Below are 20,841 nucleotides of genomic sequence, written 5' to 3'. Positions count from 1 at the left end.
CAGCAAATTATTCGGCAACGGTTCGGGCTTGCTGCTACGGCACCCTTTTCTTACTATGCTACTTTGTATGCACAGGTATAGACAGTAATTTTTTTGGGAAACGGCATCGCGAACTGCAGTTGCTGCTTTTACAATTGTACAAGTGTGCGACGCAACGATGCTGCATAGCGGGATATCGGCCGCTTACAAAAAATAACAGCGGGTAAAAAATGGCAACACAATTGTGGTGTAGCAAAGATGCTGCGCCATGTGGTTCATTTTCCAACAGTATTGTGTTTTCACTGCACGAACCACTGAAAATTATAATGGTACAATGTATGCTTTGGATCAGGCAGATAACAGCACCCATATACAATGTGCCCGGCCGTTTTGGCCGGGCTTTTTTTATGCGCTAAAAGGAAGCTCTGCAGGAAAGTAGCAAAGAAACACAGCGCCGTTGCCCTCATTGCTTTCTGCCTGTATAAACCCATGGTGTATATCCATGATCCGTTTGCAAATAGAAAGTCCGATACCGGAACCCCTGTATTTTTTTTGCGGCGGTTTATAAAAGATCTCGAAAAGTTTTTCTCCGTCAACCGGGTTAAAGCCGGTGCCGTTGTCTGTAACAGTTATCCTGTGATAAACCATGTTTGGTATGGCGTCATCTATATGAATGTTATTGAGTTTTTTATAGCCGATATGTACAAGTCCCGGCTGGTCTTCTTTCCTGAATTTTATGGCATTGTCCAGCAGGTGGTAGAACAACAATGATATCAGTAACGGAAAGCCTTTTAAAGAAGGCAGCGGGTCAGCTTCAATGACTGTGCCTGCAGAATGAATCTTGTCCTGCAAATCATTGATCACAGTTTTAAGTATTTCGTTCATATCAATGTCTGCAAGTACATTATCCAGGGACGGGATCTTCAGGTAATTCACAATATCATCTGTGAGCAATTTCATTTTTTGTATACCAGACTGTGCCCTGCGCAGGTTTGCTTTACCTGCATCACTTAATTTTTTTGCTTCATTGCTAATGATGAATTCGAGGTTTGTATAAAGGTGTTTCAGGGTTTCTTTATAATCGTTGGCTGCTATGGATGTAAATGTTTTGATACCGGCATTGGCTGCTTCCAGTTCGCGGTTTTTATGCAGTAGTTTCTTATTCAGCACTGCTATTTTTTCTTCTGCTTCTTTCTGGTAGGTGATGTTTTGTATTACGTTTAAACCATGCGTTGCCACGCCTTCGCTATTTCTTTTAAACACCCTGCCCCTTACTTTAAACCATCGCCAGCTTTCAGTTTCATTGTTCCTTGCGCGGTAATCGGCATGTGTTATTTCATCATCGCTCATGGTGTAAAACTTTGCAAAGAACGCCTGCAGGCCGTGCAGGTCTTCCGGGTGTATCATCTGGCTGAGTTCTTCCCTGGGCTTTGCAGAGAGCTCATCAGTGTTAAAACCTTCAGAGGTAAAAGTCCTGGTATTAATAAATTCATACTTTCTCGTTGATAGTTCTACAATGCTGATCATATCGGGCACTGTTTCGGTAATCCTTGAGATATATGCTGCCTGTTCTTTTATTTGATTTTCGTTCATTTTCCGTTCTGTGATGTCAAGGTTTGTGGCTACAAGTCCGCCATCAAACTTTATGAACATGCTTAAAAAGTGTTTGTCAAAACCATCGTGCCGGTAGTGGTATTCTAACTCCTGCGGCTTGCCTGTTTCTACTACCCGTTTCATGGCTTCAAAAACGGGTGTCTGCTTTATACCCGGGTACTCTTCGCTGTATAATTTACCTTCAAGGTTTGTGCGGCCTGTAAGTTGCTCAAGCTGTCGGTTGGCAATTTTTATACGAAAGTCCGTTATGTTACCTGCTGCATCAAACACTGCCTCATGTACCGCCATACCAACAAGGTTCGTGTCAAAAACAGATTTCAGGAGGTATTGGCTTTCTTTCAATGCTATCTCGGCAAGCTTACGCTCGGTAATATCCTTTGTTGACACGACCACGCCATCGCCCATTTTTACAACAGCCTGCTCAAACCAGCCGCTATATCCTTCATGGTCGTAATATTGTTCAAACTGAATGCTGTTGCCGGTTTCAGCCACCTGTACCCATTTACTGAAGATGCCTTCCGTAAATATGCCAGGATTTGTTTGCGATACTTTCCTGCCTTTCGTATCACCATTTGCTTGCCCGGTGTTTTTATTGGAAAGCACCGGTTGAAAGTCTGTAATATTGCCGTCTTCCCGCCTTATAGCATTAAACACCTGTATATGATTAAGCGTGCTTTCCAGCGCTGCAAATAATAAATGCTCATTTTCATTAATTGCTTCGGGTGTTGCACGGCTTCCTGCAAAGGGCTGTGTAACCGGCGAACACACTCCATTTTCGCCAGGTAGTTGCCCGGCCTGTCTCTGTACCGCCGCTGTGTAACTTACCAGCACACCATCGCCAAATTTTTGTGCGGTATAATCTAACCATTGTACGCCTGCCGCAGTGCTGTGTGCATAAGCAAAACTTAGCGGCTGCTGCTGGCCCGCTGCCTCCAGGAATTTTATAAAAAGGCGATCGGCTTCTGCGTTGCCCGGGTGTGTATGTAGTTGCTTACCGGTCAATTTTTTTCCCTGCAATGCATCTGCGGTGGTATTGGAAAACACAAACAAAAAATCTGTGATACTACCGCTGTCGTCCCGCACGGCTCTGAGTACCTGCACAGCAATGGGCATGGCATCAAGCAATGCCCTGAACATACTATTTTGCATAAACTGCTGCATCTCCTGCGCAGAGTAAAACGAAGATGAACCTGTTTGCATTTGTAAAACCTTGTGTTTATAACGTCAACAACTGCCTGGCTGGAATTATAGGGGAATATGATAAAGTGTATTATACAGATACGCCGGAACCGCAACCTGCTGGCTTTAATTGTTGAAGTGTATGTAACAGTTCCGGCTAAACGCGGTAAACAAATATAAGCCAGCAATACTACATATTCATATAATAGCTGTTTAATTTGTAATGCGCCAGTTTACAGCTATATGTTGTGGATATTTTTCATCACATATGCACAGTTTCCGTTATGCGAAAAATGGCCGCTGGTTTGTAATGTTTGTATGACAGGAAAATTTTAAAGATCAACAGAAAGGAGGAAAAGTTTATGAACCCGGTAAAAGTATTTGAGATAAGTTTTGATTACCCGCTGTCTGCAGAAATGATAGTGGGTCTTACTGCAACGGTAGCGTTGCATCATTCCGATCCGTATTACGTTGTGGCAGATTTTTTTCTAGACCAGGGAACTAATCAGCGCCGTTTGCTGCCCGATATTGCGATACAGGCTATAAGACGTGGGCAGGAGGTGATATGGGTGCATGCAGATTCTCAACAGGAGACCCTGCTTAGCAGTGCTGCAGGCAAAGCCATTGAAGCCCTTGGAAATTTTGAAATTTCTGAAGGTACACCATCGTGAAAGCGTTAGCAATATTTGAGATACAAGCTACAGTACTCCGTGGCATCATCGTTGCGTCGCAATCCTTTCATCAGCAGTGCTGATGGCATCTGATGAAGAAAGCGGCCGGCGACAGCCGGCCGCTTTCTTGCCGGAAGTAACGTTACATTGTTGTATCTCTTAACCGCGCTGTATCACTATTGTCACGCATTTGTGTAGAATCTGCTTTATTAGGTGTAGCATTGGGGTCCACCATAGGCTGGCTGTTCTTCATCGAATCGTCCCTGCTGCCGCCATCTTCGCCTGTGGCTCGTTCTTCGGGCGACTTACATGCGCCAATTACCAGCATTATTACAATTGCTGCAAAAAAAGACCTGTAGTGTTGCATAATTTATATTTGAGTGAGAAATGTTTGTTCTTTACAAGTGCAGCAAATGCCGCACCAATACACATTGCTTACCTGCAGAGAATACCCCTGGTGAGGGTCTTCCATTGCAGTTTTGAAAATCCCGCAAAAGCAACCAATGCTGTTAGCATGTTTCGGACCATTGTTCCGATAGTTGTCATGTCAATATTGGCTTTCTCATTTCTGCCGATCACCGCACAGGTTACAATATTGCCTTTGTGTATAACAAGAAATGTACTGGTGGCATGCTCCTGGAAGAAATGTGCTGTAGAGCCGTTGGCGTTGATTGGCTTTTTTGCCGGCCTAACTCGCATTGCCAATGAGTTTTCCTCTTCACTTACTTCCCTGTATTCTATTTTTTCAATAGTAACCCAGTCCGTACCACCGCCTGATTTATTGGAGGGCCCCGGGATATCTATTTTAATGTTATATCCTTCCTTTGCCAGTGCGTTTACTTTTACACCTTTGCTATCTGTCAGGGAAAATTCAGCAAATTTTTTACCGCTGTAAGTATGCCATTTATTTATGTTGAGCAACCTGTTGGCACTACGTATAAAAAGCAGCGATGCCTGCCTGTTGCTTGGGCATTTTACTTTTGACGATGTTTCATTATTTACGCCTTCCTCTTTATCTGGTATTACATTGTCAACAGAGTTCATGAGTTTAACATTTTAATATCTTGTTCAATAGTTATGCCACGCATGGCATTCTGTTGATTATGTAAAAATCTGTACCGGCAAGCCTTTTACATGAAGATGCTGAGATGAAAAATAGGTATATCAGTTTTAAAACGGTGCTACAGAGAATCATCGCAGCGGCTTGCTTCAAGAAAAACATTGCGGAGCTTATATTGTAACTGGCCGGTTATCTCGGGGTACCTGAGCGAAAGGTTGTCTTCTTCAAACCACGTTTGCGTATTCTTAAGTTTTAATAAAACGACATCCCTTTCCGTTTCACCAAAGCAACGGTCAAAACGCACGAGGATCATGTCTGTGATAATGTTGAAATTGTAAATAACCCTGCCGGACAGTTCCTGCCCCTGGTTGATAATTTTTATTACCATAATTGATTTAAAAGATAACGCTTACCCCGGTACGTAAATAACCAGTGGCTTTATGCCAGATAATTTGAACCAGAAAGAAGAGGGACAAAATAAATATGAGGCAAAATGAAACCGGGATGAACTGAATGTAGAATATATCCTTACAAAGAAAGGCAATTAATAATGGTATAGCAAATAAGAAACAATGTTTCAGATATATTCTTTACTGTTATACTTCAAAACATGCACACAACAAAGCTTTTAAAAGATCATGCCGGTGTGTAGGCCCGGATGTTATTAAGCTGCCGTTTCATTTTCTTTGAAAACCTGTTTGGCTAATTCGTTTCCACTCTTAACATACGGTCGTATAATAAGCCGGTTTCCTTTGTCAAAAGTAATGTAGTTCCAAAACCAGTTTACCAGCACAAACAATTTATTACGAAAGGTGATGAGAAAAGTGAGATGTACAAAAAGCCAGATCCACCATGCAGGGCGGCCTCCAAAATGAAGCTTCCAGATATCCGCAACTGCTTTGCCACGGCCAATAGTGGCAAGCGAGCCTTTGTCAAAATATTTAAATGGCGGAACCTCCTTTCCTTCATGCATAGCTTTCAGGTGTTTGCCAAGGTATTTGCCCATTTGTATAGCAGGTTGCGCCACACCAGGATGTCCTTTGGGGTAAGCGGTAGTTTTCATCAATGCAATATCGCCAATGGCGAAAATATTATTGCTGCCGGTCACCCTGCAATATACGTCTGTAAGAATGCGCCCTCTCTCCATCCATTCTTTGTGCAGTCCGTCTATGGCTTCTCCTGTAACACCCGCAGACCATATAACGGTATAGGTATTTATCGTTTCACCGGATTTGAACCTGAGCGTACGGCCGTCATAGCTTTCCACCATTGTATCGTTTTTAATAATGATACCAAATTTCTCCAGGGTCTTTTGGGTTATTGCACTCGCTTTTTCCGACATGGGTGGCAATACACGCGACATTCCGTCTACGAGGTAAATTTTCATTCCTGAAAAATCTACCTGTGGGTAATCTTTTGGTAATACATGTTTCCTGAGCTCAGATAATGCGCCCGCCAGTTCCACACCGGTAGGGCCTGCGCCTGCCAGCACAATAGTCAATATCTTGTCCTGCTGCGTTTTATCCTGCGTCATGCTAGCCCACTCAAACATCTGCATCAAATGGCTTCTCAGGTTGAGTGCATTCGGAATAGTCTTCATTGGTAAGGCATATTGTTCAATCTCTTTGTTGCCAAAGAAATTTGTCTTCATGCCGGTTGCAATGATGAGATAATCGAAATGAAGGTTTCCCGCAGTGGTTGTTATTTCCTGTGTTTCATTATTAATACTCAACACCTTTAGCATGCGAAAATGAAAATCGTCTCTGTTGGTGAAGATCTTACGAAGCGGCCCAACAATAGAATCTGGTTGTAGTGCCGCCGTAGCTACCTGGTAGAGCAGCGGTTGAAATGTGTGATAATTGTGTTTGTCAAACAAGACCACCTGGAAGTATTTTGTACTGAGCTTTTTCGCCGTGTATAAACCGCCAAAACCACCGCCGACTATAACTACCCTCGGTTTTGTTGTATCGGGAACGTTGAGCGAAAGATTAAGCGCGTTACCTGTTTCCATTTTGACTATTGTTTGTTACAGGTAGTCAAAGACTGTACCCCATAATACATTCTGTGGTTTTAAGCCCGCAACCGGTGGTTGGTCTTACCATTTACCGGTCAAAAATGTATGTGATGTTCAATTAATACTGCTGCCGGTACAGAAATGCCTGAGCACAACAGGAGTTGGTTAAGAACGGGTGAAATATCAACAAAAACTGACTGGCAGGAAAATTGTTCCCTGTTATATAACACCAAAAGATTATTTATATGAAGTACAATGAAGCAACAGCCAACCGTCCCGAGGGATCAAGATTACTGGATGCATCTCAGCTATACATCAGTATTCCGGAGCATATTGCAAAAATAAAGGAAGAAAAAGCGTGGGAAAAGAATGACCGGAATGCGATTACGGTTTTTAAAAACGGCGAAGTAACAATTACTGTGATGTTGCTGAAAGGTGGTGCTACATTGTTGCCACAGGAAGTTGATGCGCTTGTTACTGCCCAGGTGGTTGAAGGCATGATCAGTTTTGAATCTACGCAGGGCAAGAAGAATATGACAAAAGGAAATATTGTCGTATTACACAGCAGCCAGCCTTTTAATGCCACTGCTATAGAAGAAACAATATTGCTGCTGACCGTTTTTCATACAGAAAGCGGAGTGCAGACCTCGCTTTTGTAAAGTGCCCGGCAATATCACAAACGCTGGCAGAACCCTTGTTGAAAAATGATCTGAACGTACAAGTGAGTGACACAACAGCAGGCGATAGTAGTAATGCTGCTGACCAAATAATACTTATGAGTCTTGCGCAATACCGGAAAAAGCGTTCTTTTAAAGTAACGCCGGAGCCAAAAGGTGGCAAACCCGAAAACGTTACATTGAAATTTGTAATACAAAAGCATGATGCAACGCACCTGCATTATGATTTTCGCCTGGAAATGGATGGCGTTTTAAAAAGCTGGGCTGTTCCGAAAGGCCCGTCTGTTGACCCCTCAGTGAAAAGGCTGGCGATGATGGTGGAGGATCACCCGTACGATTACAAGGACTTTGAAGGTATTATACCAAAGGGCCAGTATGGTGGCGGAACCGTAATGGTGTGGGATGAAGGCACTTACGAGCCAATGACGAAGCACGCTACAAAAAAGGAAGCGGAAAAAGACCTGCTGCAGCAGTTGCGCAAGGGTAAGCTGGTCTTTATAATGCACGGCAAAAAACTGAAAGGCGAGTATGCACTGGTTAAATCTGCTTACCAGGGAGAAAACAGCTGGCTGCTGATGAAGGCAAAAGACAAGTACGCAAAAGATACAGATATTACAAGGAAAGATAAATCTGTTGTATCTGGCAAAACACTCCTGCAGATAGAAAAAAATCCTGGAAAAGTATACAGCAGGAAAACGATTGATCCCGGAACGACTGTAAAAGACAAACCGAAGAAGTTACAGGAAAAGCCGGCTAAAAAGGCTGCTTTTTCAGTACCTGTAAACATAGAGCCGATGCTTGCAACGTTGACAGACAAACCTTTTGATGAACCGGGATGGATTTACGAAATAAAGTGGGATGGTTACAGGTGTATTGCTTATGTGAACGATGGCTCGGTGGAATTGAAATCGAGAAACAACAAGTCATTCAACGAAAAATTTTATCCGTTGCACACGGCGCTTGGTCAACTGAAGGTCAATGCTGTGCTCGATGGGGAAGTAATTGTAGCCGGTGAAGAAGGTATTTCGAAATTTGGTGATTTGCAAAACTGGCGCAGCGAAGCAGATGGCACTTTATTGTTTTACGTGTTTGACATATTGTGGCTCAATGGCGAAGAGTTGCTGCAGTTGCCGCTTACAGTGCGCAGGCAAAAGTTAATGGAGACCATTACCGAAAATGAAAGCATCAGGATAAGCAACGCATTCGAAACGTCTGGTATCGAATTTTTTGATGCTGCTTCGAAAATGCACCTGGAGGGTATTATAGCCAAGAAAAAGGAGTCTTTGTATGCACCCGGTGCAAGATCGAGGGAATGGTTAAAAATAAAAGTGCAGGCAAGGCATGAAGTGGTGATTGGTGGCTATACAAACAATGAAGACAGTTCGAAATTATTCAGTGCTTTATTGGTTGGTGTGTTCAGGGATGGAACGCTTCATTACACCGGCAAGATAGGTACGGGTTTCAATGAACAAATGCAGCAGCAGATGATGAAAACATTTAAGCCGCTCATAAGGAAAACGAGCCCTTTTGATACCGAGCCCGATGTAAACAAACCCAGCCGCTTCAGGCCTCACCCGCCGAAGGCATCTGTTACGTGGCTTAAGCCTGCATTGGTTTGTGAGGTTTCGTATACAGAAATCACCGGTGATGGCGTAATGCGTCATCCATCATTTGAAGGTATGCGGGATGATAAGAAAGCTGCCGACGTAAAAGAGGAAAAACCTTTGCCTGCAAAACGGCTTACAGCAGCATCATCTGTAATTGACAAACAAAAAATGATCAAACCTGTTGCTGCAGGCAAGCGTAAAACGTTATTGAATCCCACGGACGAGACCCAGGTTCGGGTGATCAATAAACATGAATTGAAGTTCACCAATTTGTCAAAGATTTTTTGGCCCAAAGAAAAATACACAAAACGCGACCTTATCAATTATTACTACCAGGTGGCGCCATATATGCTACCTTATTTAAAAGACCGGCCACAATCGTTAAACCGGCATCCAAACGGTATTGATGGTAAAAGTTTTTACCAGAAAGATGTAACGGGCAAGGCCCCGGAATGGCTGGAAACATTTCCTTATCGAAGCGATGCCGACAACAAAGACAAGGAATACCTGGTCTGTACAAATGAAGAAGACCTTTTGTACATGGCATCGCTTGGTTGCATTGAGATCAACCCGTGGAGTAGTCGCGTACAAAAGCCCAACGAGCCTGACTGGTGTATCATTGACCTTGATCCTGATAACAATCCTTTTGAGCAGGTGATAGAAGCGGCGCTTGTTACAAAGCAGGTGTTAGACAGCGCCAACATTACATCCTATGTAAAGACTTCCGGCTCAACGGGCATGCATATTTATATTCCGCTCGGTGCAAAATATACCTATGAGCAATCAAAAGAATTTGCCCGGGTAATTGTTAAACTGGTGCATGCACAGTTGCCTCGTTTTACGAGTATTGAACGTGCTACCAGGCTGCGCAAAGGCAAGCTGTATTTGGATTTCCTGCAGAACAGGCCACAGGCTACCCTTGCAGCACCTTATTCCGCAAGACCCAAGCCAGGCGGCACAGTCTCGGCACCGTTACATTGGGAAGAAGTAAAAAAGGGATTGCAAATGAGGTCCTTTACTATCGCCAATATGATGGATCGTTTAAAGCATGAAGGTGACATTTTCAAAAAGGTGCTGGGCAAAGGCATCGATATGCAGAAAGCTCTGGACAAGCTGCTGCTACAGTTTGAAGAAAACGGGTAAATATAAAAGATAATGTAACCGGCAGCGGTATTTCAATGAAGCTGTGGTTGTGTCACTCACTTGTACGCCTGGTAGCGCTGCTCAGCAGTGAACAGCCACGTCGATATTGCACGGTCATGCGCCTTTGCGATGCTGCTGTGTATTTGCTTTCTTATTTTTTCTTTTGTGCAGGCTTTGTTCCTGTTTAAACTCGTGGTTAATCTCCGCATCTTCAATCGAGTGAGATTCCTGGAGTGAATCTTCGAGTTCAGCTTTCTGCTTCAGCGCACAATAATACTGGTGAATCGTCTTCAACTCATCTTCTGTAAGGCCCTCTACATCTATCAGCCTGTTGCTTGCGCGTTCCTGTGCGGCAATAATCTCGTTAAGCTTTAGCTGCACGGCCAGCGATTCTTTGTTTTGCGACTTTTGTATAAGGAACACCATCAAAAATGTAATGATGGTAGTGCCCGTATTTATTACCAGTTGCCATGTTTCAGAATAATGAAAGAAAGGGCCGGCGCATGCCCACGCAAGAATGATAACGAATGCAATAACAATGGCAGTGGTGCTCCCGGTAATATTGGCTGCGTAGCCCGCAAACTTTTCCATCAATGGTTTTTGCTGCGGTATATGGTTTATGCTCTTCATGATCTCAATGATTGTTTAAAGAATGCATTCAATTTGTATACCATAAGTAAACATGTGTGTCGTACGGTATTTAACAGATCGTCGGTTTAGCTAGCCGTTTTGCGGGAAGCAGGCTGTGCCATAAACGTAAATGGCGAAAAGATGCAACAGTTAGCGTCATTTTTTTCGTACTTGCGTAAAACTGCATTTTAATTTTTTATGAAACACACGCTGTTATACATGGCATGATATTATAGTGGTGGGAGAGTATTCCTCTTCTAAATTATTTTATGCCTACTATTCATTTAACAGTTAATCATACAGCACACGAGCTGTCTGTGTTGCCATGGGTATCCTTACTCGATGCACTACGCGAAAGATTAAAACTAACAGGTACTAAAAAGGGCTGCGATCACGGGCAGTGTGGGGCCTGCACGGTTTTATGCGATGGTAAACGCATTTTAAGTTGCCTTACTCTTGCAGTAATGAAAGACAATTCAGCTATTATAACTATAGAAGGTTTGGCAGAAGGAGATGTGCTGCACCCGCTGCAGGAAGCGTTCATTAAACATGATGCGTTCCAGTGCGGTTATTGTACGCCGGGGCAGATATGTAGTGCAGTAGGGTTGCTACAGGAAGGACGGGCAAACACCCGTACGGAAGTAAAAGAACTCATGAGCGGCAACCTGTGCCGCTGTGGGGCAAACGTAGGTATTATAGATGCAATCATGGAAGTAAAAGATGGAGGAACCAATGAATAATTTTGATTACCTGCACCCTGCAACAGCAGATGAAGCTTTTGATAAAAGCAATACTACAGACGGGGCAGTTTATGTGGCCGGCGGTACCAACATTATAGACCTCTGGAAATACGATCTCCTGCATCCGTCTGTGATGATTGATCTTAATGGTATTTCAGGAGAAAAAGGGATAAAGGAAAACGAAGATGGAAGCGTTTTACTGAGCGCTTTAATGACGAACGCGGAAACGGCTTACCATCCTGTGATAGAGGGCCGTTATCCATTGTTGTCCAGGGGGATTTTGGCAGGTGCTTCGCCGCAGATCCGTAATATGGCCACCAATGGCGGCAACCTTTTACAGCGTACACGTTGCTATTATTTTTATGACTCCAATTCACCATGCAACAAACGGCTCCCTGGATCTGGTTGCCCGGCCAGAGAAGGCTACAACCGCATTCACGCCATACTGGGTGCCAGTGAACAATGTATTGCAGTGTTTCCATCGGATATGTGTGTGGCGTTAGCCGCTTTGGATGCAACAGTGCATGTTTCTGGTCTTACAGGTAACCGCAGCATAGGCTTTGAAGATTTTCACCGCTTGCCGGGCGATACGCCGGAGATAGACAATAATCTGAAATACGGAGAAGTGATAACAGGTATAGAGTTGCCTGCAAAAGGCTTTGCAAAAAATTATGCTTACCTGAAGTTGCGCGACAGGCATTCCTACGCATTTGCGTTGGTATCTGTAGCCATTGCACTGGAACTTGATGAAAACCATATAACGGAAGCAAGGATAGCACTTGGCGGCGTGGCGCACAAACCATGGCGCATAAAAGAAGCAGAGGAAATGCTGAAAGGTAAAAGCGCAGATGCTGCCAGTTTTGCTGATGCGGCAGATATTATTTTGGCAGGGGCGCAGGGCTTTGAACACAACCATTTTAAAATAGAGCTTGCAAAGCGTGCTGTTATTCGTTGTGGATTGATGGCCCTGGAGCCTGAGAGCCAGTTGCCGGGCGCACAACCATCATTATAATAACTATAAGCCTTGCAGGTAGTAACACAAAGATTATCTTATCTACGAACCAGGCCATGGAGTTTCGTTGTTGCATTGTGATCTGTCGTACAAGTGAGTGACACAACAGGCGATGCCATTAGCACTACAGCCGGCAAAACAATATTTTTTCATACACTGATTTTTGAGTTAGTAAATATATCGAGCACTTATGACCAAAGCATCATTTACCGGGCAGCCTGTAAGCAGGCTCGAAGGAAAACAGAAAGTAACAGGTACCGCAAAATATGCCGCAGAATATGAAGTGCCCGACCTGCTATATGGTTACGTAGTATGCAGTACAATAGCTAAAGGTACCATTACAAATATTGATATAGACAAGGCGATGGCTGTTGACGGAGTAGTGGAAATATTAACACACAACAACCGCACAAAGCTTGCGTGGTTTGATATTCAATATGCAGACATGGATGCGCCGCCCGGTATGGTATTAAAACCGTTACGCGATACAACCGTTCATTTTTTCGGGCAGCCTGTAGCATTGGTGCTGGCCAACGATTATGAAACTGCACGGTACGCATCGACCCTTGTAAAAATCGATTATGAATCAGTACATGCAGATACATACCTGCCCGACCATACCACAAAAGCGAGAGAACCAAAAAAAGGACTGGCAACAGCTTTAAAACCGCCACCACCGCCGCCCACCGGGGATTTTGAGGCGGCCTTCGAAAGTGCGCCGGTAAAAGCGTCAGCAGTTTATACACATGGAACAGAGCATCACAACCCGATGGAGTTGTTTGCTACTACGACGGTGTATGAAGGCAAAGGAAAGCTGACGATCTATGACAAAACACAGGGCACGATCAACAGCCAGGTTTTTGTAGCCAACATATTTGGCCTGAAGTTCAAAGACGTGAAAGTACTGGCGCCATTTGTTGGCGGAGGTTTTGGCGCAGGGCTACGGCCGCAGTACCAGCTTTTTTTGTGTGTGATGGCATCGTTGCATATGAAGCGTAATGTGCGTGTGGTGCTGGAAAGAAAACAAATGTTTGCGTTTGCACACAGGCCGCAAAGCATACAGTCGCTGCGTTTTGGCACAACAGAAGAAGGCATTATGATGGCGATGAACCACTCAACCGTTTCTGAAACATCTCAGTACGAAGATTATACAGAAACAGTTTCTTCATGGAGCCACAAATTATATCCTTGTCCCAATACACTGTTTGAATACAAACTTGTTCCGCTCGATGTACCAACGCCGCTGGATATGCGTGCGCCAGGTGGCAGCACCGGAATGCATGCAATAGAGTGTATGATGGATGAACTGGCGTATAAACTTGATATGGACCCGGTTGCATTAAGACTTAAAAATTATGCAGCGGCAGATCCGTCAACCGGTAAGCGTTATACCAGCAAAGCATTAAAGGAATGCTATACCAAAGCTGCCGCTCATTTTGGCTGGGACAGGCGAAACCCGCAGCCCGGCAGCATGACAAGAGGAAACAAATTGGTGGGTTATGGAATGGCAACCGGTATATGGGATGCGTTCCAGTTTCCATCGAGGGTGGCAGCCATGCTTACTACCGAAGGTAAAATTGAGATCAATAATGCGGTTACAGATATTGGTACGGGTACCTATACCATTATGACGCAGATTGCGGCTGATGTATTTGGCCTGCCTATGGAGGATATCATCTTCAACTATGGCAACAGCAGCTATCCTTTTTCCATGTTCCAGGGTGGTTCTTCGGTGACTGCCTCAACAAGTTCCGGTATAGTGGTGGCAGCCAATGAACTGAAGAAGAAAATACTCAAACAAATAAAGCAGGCAGGCAACACCACTTTTGGTAAGGCTAAAACCGAAGATGTCATTTTCAAAGACAGCAGGATCTGCCTGAAGGAAGATGAAAGCATTTATTTGTCTTTTGCAGATGTTATCGCGCTAAACAAAGGACGTGCGGTGAAAGCGACAGGCATGGGTGCTCCTCATGCGTTTAAACTACGAAAGTTTAGCAAGGCCACGCACAGTGCCGTATTTGTAGAGGTGGAGGTGGACAAAGAGTTAAAGACAGTTACCGTAACCAGAGCAGTAAGTGCCGTTGCAGCGGGCAGGATTATTAACCCAAAAACGGCGCGCAGCCAGATACTTGGGTCTATGGTATGGGGTATAAGTAAAGCGCTGATGGAGGAAACGGTTACTGACAAAAAAGCGGCAAAATACATTAATACCAACCTGGCCGAATATCATATACCAGTACACGCTGATATTAATGACCTGGAGGTAATTTTTGCTGATGAGGAAGACAACCTGATCAACGAACTGGGCGTAAAGGGCGTAGGGGAGATAGGGCTGGTAGCTGTGCCTGCCGCAATTGCCAATGCTATCTTTCACGCTACCGGAAAACGGATCAATGATCTGCCCATACACTTTGATAAACTTCTCTGAGATTAGAATGTGATTAGAAATAAAGCCCTGGTTTGGTTATAAGTAGTGGTTTCTGAATGATTATTAGAAGGTATTAAGATTTTTTTTACAATTATATTATCTGCAATATGAACAATTTTCTAAAAGAGTTTGTTTATTGCAGCTAAGATTAATAACCTTTAATCATTCAACATTCTTTTACATGGCAGACTTGGGCACCAATGTTCTTGGAAGGGCTTTATCGCGTTTTTTTTCATTTTTAAAAGCAGACAAGAAAGATTTCTACGCAATTTATGCTTATGCAATCTTCAGCGGGTTGCTGGCGCTCTCTGTGCCGCTTGGTATTCAGACAATTATAAGTTTCGTACTGGCTGGTTCTATTTCAACCTCCATGGTAGTGCTCATCTGTTTTGTTGTAGTGGGCGTCTTTTTTACCGGATTGTTACAGGTAAAACAAATGCAGGTAGTGGAAAAAATTGAGCAGAAGATTTTTGTTCGTTATGCATTTGAGTTTACGGACAGGCTGCCCAAAATTAACGTGCAAAAAATGGACAGCTACTACCTGCCTGAACTGGTAAACCGTTTTTTTGACACTGTTTCCCTGCAGAAAGGTATAGGCAAGCTGCTGATTGATATTCCTACCGCCACTATCCAGTTATTGTTTGGATTGATCTTACTCTCTTTTTATCACCCCGTTTTTATTGTTTTTGGTATTGCACTGTTCCTTGTGCTGATACTGATATTGCGTTTTACTTCGGTAAAAGGCATGGAAACAAATGTGCTGGCCAGCGATTTCAAGTTTAGCGTTGCCGGATGGATAGAAGAAATTGCCCGTACGGTGAAAACCTTCAAATACTCTAAAGGAACACAAATTCACCTGAAGGAAACGGACCAGCTTACATCGGGTTACCTGAAGGCGCGTACCGAACATTTCAGGATATTACAAAAGCAATACTGGAGCCTGATCGTTTTTAAAGTGCTGATTACGGCGGCGATGCTGATTGTAGGTGCGGTGCTGCTGATTGACCAGCAACTAAACGTGGGCCAGTTTGTAGCTGCAGAACTGGTAATACTTACCGTGATCACCGCAGTGGAGAAATTTATTCTAAACCTCGACAAAGTGTATGATGTACTTACCGCACTGGAAAAACTAGGTAAAGTTACCGGCAGCGAGATAGAAAAAGATGGCAGTGTGGTATTGCCCACAACCAATCAAGGCGTTGCGGTGAGGTTTAAAGACGTTGTGTTTCATTATGGGAGTGACAACAACGTATTGCGCAACCTTTCTTTCGATGTAAAGCCGGGAACACATGTGGCCGTAATGGGAGAATCAGGTTCCGGGAAATCAACAGTACTAAGGTTGCTGACCGGTGCTTTCAACAAGTTTGAAGGAGCCGTGCTGGTAGATGAAGTGCCGGTAGGTAATTATGAGCTTGCATCTCTGCGCAGACAGACAGGGATATTGCTGAGCCTGCAGGATATATTCAAGGCCTCGTTACTGGAAAATATTACAATGGGCAACCCCGATGTATCTATCAATGAAGTGATCCATCTGGCTGCCATCACCGGGCTTGATGAGTTTGTACAGGCACAGAAGGAAGGATATGATCATATTCTTGACCCCGCTGGCAAGCGGCTACCCAAGAAATACATACAGGCCATATTGCTGATGCGGGCATTGCTCGGCAGGCACCGGCTATTGCTGCTCGAGGAACCATGCCACTACCTCGACAGGAAGCACATACCGGGTATTTTGTCTTTTTTAAAAGAAGATTCTAACGCAACAATTATTATTACCACCAACGATCCCGAGATTGCAGGCTGCTGCGACGAGGTGTTACTCCTGAACGAAGGTCAGCTGCAGGCTCGTGGCACATGGGAGATCATCAAAAATAAAATTGCATAATATGGCTAAATATTTAGAGAAGGATATTGCCATACTTGCATCTGAGCATCAGTATGGTTCTTTTGATAAAGTGTACCAGGTGCATAAGAGAAGCACCATCAAAAAATGGACATTGGGTATTCTTTGCGTGCTGGTAATTATACTTTTTTTACCCTGGACGCAGAATATTAAGGCAAAAGGAAATATTACCACGCTGCGGCCCGAGCAAAGACCACAGCAGGTAAATAACGTTATTGCCGGATCGGTAGTAAAGTGGTATGTAAAAGAAGGCGACTACGTAAATGCCGGTGATACCATCCTGCAGCTGGGTGAGGTAAAGGCAGAGTATTTTGACCCGCAGTTGCTTGACAGGACCAAAGAACAGATCGATGCAAAAATACTGAGCGAGGAAAGCTACCGGAACAAAGCATCTACAGCCGTGTTGCAGGTAGATGCCCTGCAGCAGGCACGTGACCTTAAGCTGCAACAGCTTAATATAAAACTGCAGCAGCAGGCACTGAAGGTGCAAAGTGACAGTATTGATGTACTTGCGGTAAACAATGAGTTGAATGTGGCACAGCGCCAGCTGAATGCTGCCCAGCAGATGCTTGACAGCGGTGTAATTTCACTCGTGGATTTTGAAAGGCGAAAAGTGTCTTATCAAAATGCACAGGCAAAGAAGATAAACGCGGAAAACAAACTCATGCAATCCCGGCAGGAGCAGCTTACATTGGCTATAGAAAAAAATGCTACTGTACAGGATTATACGGATAAAGTGGCAAAGGCGGAAGGAGACCGGTTTGCATCTTTGTCTGCCTCGGCAACTACGGCGGCAGATATCTCCAAGTTAAAAAATACCTATGCCAGCTACGATGTGCGTAATAAACTGTACTTCGTGCTTGCACCGCAAAGCGGCCAGGTAGTACAAACAAAGAAAGCAGGTATAGGCGAGGTTGTGAAAGAAGGAGACCTGATCGCGGAAATTGTACCCGATCATTTCCAGTATGCTGTGGAAATGTTTGTAAGCCCCATGGACCAGTCGCTGATAGAAAAAGGGCAGAAGGTGCGGTTTATCTTCGACGGTTTTCCTGCCATTGTTTTTTCCGGCTGGCCATCTGCTTCGTATGGAACATTCGGTGGCGTAGTGGCTGCTGTGGAGAACAATACGAATGCAGAGGGCAAATACCGGGTGCTGGTAGTGGAAGACAGTGCAGATAAACCATGGCCACCACAATTGCGCATGGGCGGCGGCGCAAATGGTATAGCGTTATTGAAGAATGTTTCTGTGTGGTACGAGTTGTGGCGTAACATCAATGGCTTTCCGCCGGAGTACTATAAACCTGCCACTACTGCCAATACCGGTAAAAAATAATTACCTGCAGCACTATACGTAGGCACGAAATGCGGAAGAAAAAGCTGCTGTTGATGCTTCAGTACAAGAGTGCGACGCAACAGGCGATCAATAGCATTCCTGCAGCCCGGCCCATAACAATATTGAAAAATACACATGAAACGTTGGTTATTATACATTGTACTTTTTGTTGCACAAAGCGTAACAGCGCAATCACTTTTTACGGTAGATGAGTTTATTCAACAGGTAAGGCAGTATCATCCTGTTGCAAAGCAGGCCAACATACTGGTAGACCAGGCTGCGGCGGAATTACTTGCAGCAAAAGGTGCATTTGACCCTGCGGTGATGCTGGATGCCTCACGTAAAACTTTTGATGGCAAGAACTATTACTATTACACCAATCCTGAGCTTAAACTGCCAACATGGGTTGGTATTGATGTAAAGGCAGGGTTGGAAAGCAATGGCGGCACATATCTTAACCCCGAAGTTACGAGTGGCAATACCAGTTATCTTGGTGTGGAAGTACCACTGGCAAAAGGTCTGCTGATGGATAAACGCAGGGCTGCCGTGCAACAGGCAAGAATATTACGCAGCCAGAGCGAGCAGGAAAGAATGGCTGCCATCAACGACCTGCTATTTGATGCTTATACCAGTTACTGGCAGTGGGCGGGGCAATACAGTTTATATAATCTATACAGCACTTTCCTGGATGTATCGAATAAACGTTTCAGGCTGGTGAAGCTTTCTTTTGTTAATGGCGACCGCTCGGCAATGGACACGCTGGAAGCGTTTGCCCAGTTACAGAATGTGGCCATGATGCAAACAGAAGCACTTGCAAAGCTAAACGATGCCGTACTCGATCTTTCCAATTATTTATGGATAGACAGGGATAGTGCCTACCTGTTGCCTTCTACTGCAAAGCCTGATACAGTAAGGTTTGCAGCGTATGCAGAGCCGGTAGATGCAGAGGCTGTAATAGCAAATGCCTATCTGCAGCACCCGCTGCTGAGAACATACCAGTTTAAACTGGAATCGCTGCAGGTAGAGCGTAAACTTAAGTTCCAGAGTTTGCTGCCTGTACTCAATGCAAAAGCAAACCTGCTGAATAAAAACTATTACGTATTAAAAGGCGTTGATGCAGCCTTCCTGCAGAATAATTATAAGTGGGGTATCGATTTTAAACTTCCGCTTTTTCTGCGTGAGGGCCGTGGCAGTTACCAGCAGGCAAAGCTGAAAATAGAAAACACCAATTATGCATTCACTGCCAAACAGTGGGAGATCGAAAACAAGATCCGCTCATACTTCAACCAGTTTATACAATTGCAAAAGCAACTGCAGATAACGCAAAGCGCATTTGACAGTTACAGGTTACTCCTTCGCCAGGAAGAGTTACGCTTTGCCAATGGAGAGTCTTCGCTGTTTGTGATCAACAGCCGCGAAAACAAGGTGATCGAAACGGGTCAGAAACTGGCAGAATTGCGCATCAAATACCAGAAAGCCTACTATGCGGTACAATGGGCTGCGGGCATGCTTCGATAATAAGCATACAACAATGTTGGTAGCCGGCTGCAGTATGGTATGGCATCGCCTGTTGCCACGCTCGGTTCAACGTTCCACTCTTATGGCGGCTGTTCCATGGCACCATCTTACAAACAGGTATAACTATCTTCGTACAAATCTTTTTGCTGATGCATGTAAACAATGTTGCGCCTGTATACCATCCTCAACATCCTGCACGTATGATCGATACTTTATTAGCAGCGCGGCTGAGTGCTGTGTGTGACAAGGCGGAAGCGTTAGGAAGACTGCACGAAGAACAATTACAGGTTATTTATGCGCAGCAGTGGTTTAAAATGTTTGTGCCAAAAATATTTGGCGGTCTTGAACTATCCCTGCCACAGGGTTTACAACTACAGGAAGCACTGGCTTATATTGACGGCAGCATTGGCTGGACGGTAACCCTTTGCAGCGGCGCCAACTGGTTTGCAGGCTTTTTGCCCGTGCATATATCCCGGGATATTTTTACAGGTGCATACGCATGCCTTGCCGGCAGCGGCAAAGCCACCGGTGAAGCTGTTGTGGCAGGTGATGAATATATCGTTACCGGAAGCTGGGATTACGCAACCGGCGCTGCACATGCTACGTTTTTTACTGCAAACTGTGTAGTAAAAGACGGGGCCGAAACACAGGTGCGTTCGTTCTGGTTCAGGCGGGATGAAGTAACCATTAACGAAAGTTGGCACATGATGGGCATGGTGGCCACGGGCAGCCAGCGCTTTGGTGTAGCGCAACTGCATGTGGGTAAAGAAAGGGCTTTCACGATTGATGCCGCACACGCGGTAATGCCGCAGGCTGTGTATCGTTACCCTTTCCTGCAATTTGCAGAGGCCACGCTGGCGGCAAATATGTGCGGTATGGGTTTGCATTTTCTGCATTTATGCGAAGCGCTGGTAAAAGGTAATGAGCCTGCCCTCACAATGCTGGACGCATCAAACGCACAGGCGGCAGCACTGCGCAGCCATTTTTATAACACAGCAGAAGCATCCTGGCAGATGCTGCTAAAAGATGGAACCATCAATGACAGCCTGTTAGCGGAGGTAAGCCAGTCTGCAAAAGCACTTGCCAACGGTATAAGAAAACTAACGGAAGCGCTATACCCGTTTTGCGGCATGGCTGCTGCAGAAAAGCATACCACCATTAACCGCGTTTGGCGGGATATGCATACCGCCAGCCAGCATGTGTTATTGAGGGGGTAAGCCGCATAAAGTTCCCGAAAGTACAAGAGTGCAACGCAACCAACGCTTCATTGAAATACTACAGCCGGGCTCATTATTTTTATTTTTTGTATGCAACGTGTTGGCGGGCATCAGGG

General features: G+C 44.6%; 16 protein-coding genes. 10 read left to right on the top strand and 6 right to left on the bottom strand.

Annotation, left to right across the window (positions count from 1 at the left end):
- Nucleotides 1-384: 384 nt before the first annotated feature.
- Nucleotides 385-2,793, bottom strand: a complete 2,409-nt coding sequence (locus I5907_RS17885) for a sensor histidine kinase (protein WP_196992165.1) — start codon at nt 2,791-2,793, stop codon at nt 385-387.
- 293 nt (nt 2,794-3,086) lie between these two features.
- Between I5907_RS17885 and I5907_RS17880 the strand changes: the two genes are divergently transcribed.
- A complete protein-coding gene (locus I5907_RS17880; RefSeq protein ID WP_196992164.1) occupies nt 3,087-3,443 on the top strand; it encodes a hypothetical protein in 357 nt (118 codons plus the stop codon).
- A 142-nt stretch (nt 3,444-3,585) separates the two neighbouring features.
- On the opposite strand, the gene I5907_RS17875 is transcribed toward I5907_RS17880, so the two are convergent.
- From I5907_RS17875 to I5907_RS17860, 4 genes are all read right to left on the bottom strand, one after another.
- Nucleotides 3,586-3,810, bottom strand: a complete 225-nt coding sequence (locus tag I5907_RS17875) for a hypothetical protein (protein ID WP_196992163.1) — start codon at nt 3,808-3,810, stop codon at nt 3,586-3,588.
- Nucleotides 3,811-3,878: 68 nt separating this feature from the next.
- Nucleotides 3,879-4,487, bottom strand: a complete 609-nt coding sequence (locus I5907_RS17870; protein WP_196992162.1) for a hypothetical protein — start codon at nt 4,485-4,487, stop codon at nt 3,879-3,881.
- Between the two features lie 137 nt (nt 4,488-4,624).
- Entirely contained in the window at nt 4,625-4,891 is a 267-nt protein-coding gene (locus I5907_RS17865; RefSeq protein ID WP_196992161.1) for a hypothetical protein, read from the bottom strand.
- 276 nt (nt 4,892-5,167) lie between these two features.
- Nucleotides 5,168-6,514 carry an NAD(P)/FAD-dependent oxidoreductase gene (locus I5907_RS17860; protein WP_196992160.1) on the bottom strand — a complete coding sequence of 449 codons (1,347 nt, stop codon included), beginning with the start codon at nt 6,512-6,514 and terminating at the stop codon, nt 5,168-5,170.
- A gap of 248 nt (nt 6,515-6,762) precedes the next feature.
- Here I5907_RS17860 and I5907_RS17855 point away from each other — a divergent pair, with 248 nt between their 5' ends.
- On the top strand, nt 6,763-7,176 hold the full coding sequence (locus tag I5907_RS17855) for a cupin domain-containing protein (protein WP_196992159.1): 414 nt from the start codon (nt 6,763-6,765) through the stop codon (nt 7,174-7,176).
- A 62-nt stretch (nt 7,177-7,238) separates the two neighbouring features.
- Nucleotides 7,239-9,944 carry a DNA ligase D gene (gene ligD, locus I5907_RS17850; RefSeq protein ID WP_346266793.1) on the top strand — a complete coding sequence of 902 codons (2,706 nt, stop codon included), beginning with the start codon at nt 7,239-7,241 and terminating at the stop codon, nt 9,942-9,944.
- Between the two features lie 114 nt (nt 9,945-10,058).
- On the opposite strand, the gene I5907_RS17845 is transcribed toward ligD, so the two are convergent.
- Nucleotides 10,059-10,574, bottom strand: coding sequence for a low affinity iron permease family protein (locus I5907_RS17845; RefSeq protein WP_231402153.1), 516 nt, complete (start codon nt 10,572-10,574; stop codon nt 10,059-10,061).
- A gap of 269 nt (nt 10,575-10,843) precedes the next feature.
- Between I5907_RS17845 and I5907_RS17840 the strand changes: the two genes are divergently transcribed.
- The 7 genes from I5907_RS17840 to I5907_RS17810 all read left to right on the top strand — a co-directional run bounded on the left by I5907_RS17840 (nt 10,844) and on the right by I5907_RS17810 (nt 20,725).
- The gene (locus I5907_RS17840) at nt 10,844-11,314 is read left to right on the top strand and encodes a (2Fe-2S)-binding protein (protein ID WP_196992158.1); all 471 of its coding nucleotides are present in this window, start codon (nt 10,844-10,846) and stop codon (nt 11,312-11,314) included.
- The gene (locus I5907_RS17835) at nt 11,307-12,326 is read left to right on the top strand and encodes an FAD binding domain-containing protein (RefSeq protein ID WP_196992157.1); all 1,020 of its coding nucleotides are present in this window, start codon (nt 11,307-11,309) and stop codon (nt 12,324-12,326) included. Before I5907_RS17840 ends, I5907_RS17835 begins: the two co-directional genes overlap by 8 nt.
- 190 nt (nt 12,327-12,516) lie before the next feature.
- Nucleotides 12,517-14,754 (top strand): xanthine dehydrogenase family protein molybdopterin-binding subunit, encoded by a 2,238-nt coding sequence (locus tag I5907_RS17830; RefSeq protein WP_196992156.1) that lies wholly within the window; start codon nt 12,517-12,519, stop codon nt 14,752-14,754.
- 181 nt (nt 14,755-14,935) lie between these two features.
- Nucleotides 14,936-16,639, top strand: coding sequence for a peptidase domain-containing ABC transporter (locus I5907_RS17825; protein WP_196992155.1), 1,704 nt, complete (start codon nt 14,936-14,938; stop codon nt 16,637-16,639).
- A gap of 1 nt (nt 16,640) precedes the next feature.
- On the top strand, nt 16,641-17,990 hold the full coding sequence (locus tag I5907_RS17820) for an HlyD family secretion protein (protein ID WP_196992154.1): 1,350 nt from the start codon (nt 16,641-16,643) through the stop codon (nt 17,988-17,990).
- A 135-nt stretch (nt 17,991-18,125) separates the two neighbouring features.
- Entirely contained in the window at nt 18,126-19,508 is a 1,383-nt protein-coding gene (locus I5907_RS17815; protein WP_196992153.1) for a TolC family protein, read from the top strand.
- A 149-nt stretch (nt 19,509-19,657) separates the two neighbouring features.
- A complete protein-coding gene (locus I5907_RS17810; protein WP_196992152.1) occupies nt 19,658-20,725 on the top strand; it encodes an acyl-CoA dehydrogenase family protein in 1,068 nt (355 codons plus the stop codon).
- The last annotated feature ends 116 nt before the right edge of the window (nt 20,726-20,841 follow it).

This window comes from Panacibacter microcysteis, from assembly GCF_015831355.1.
Classification (GTDB): Bacteria; Bacteroidota; Bacteroidia; order Chitinophagales; family Chitinophagaceae; genus Panacibacter; species Panacibacter microcysteis.
The sequence above is the reverse complement of the archived record's forward strand: the minus strand, read 5'-3'. Positions and strand labels throughout refer to the sequence as shown.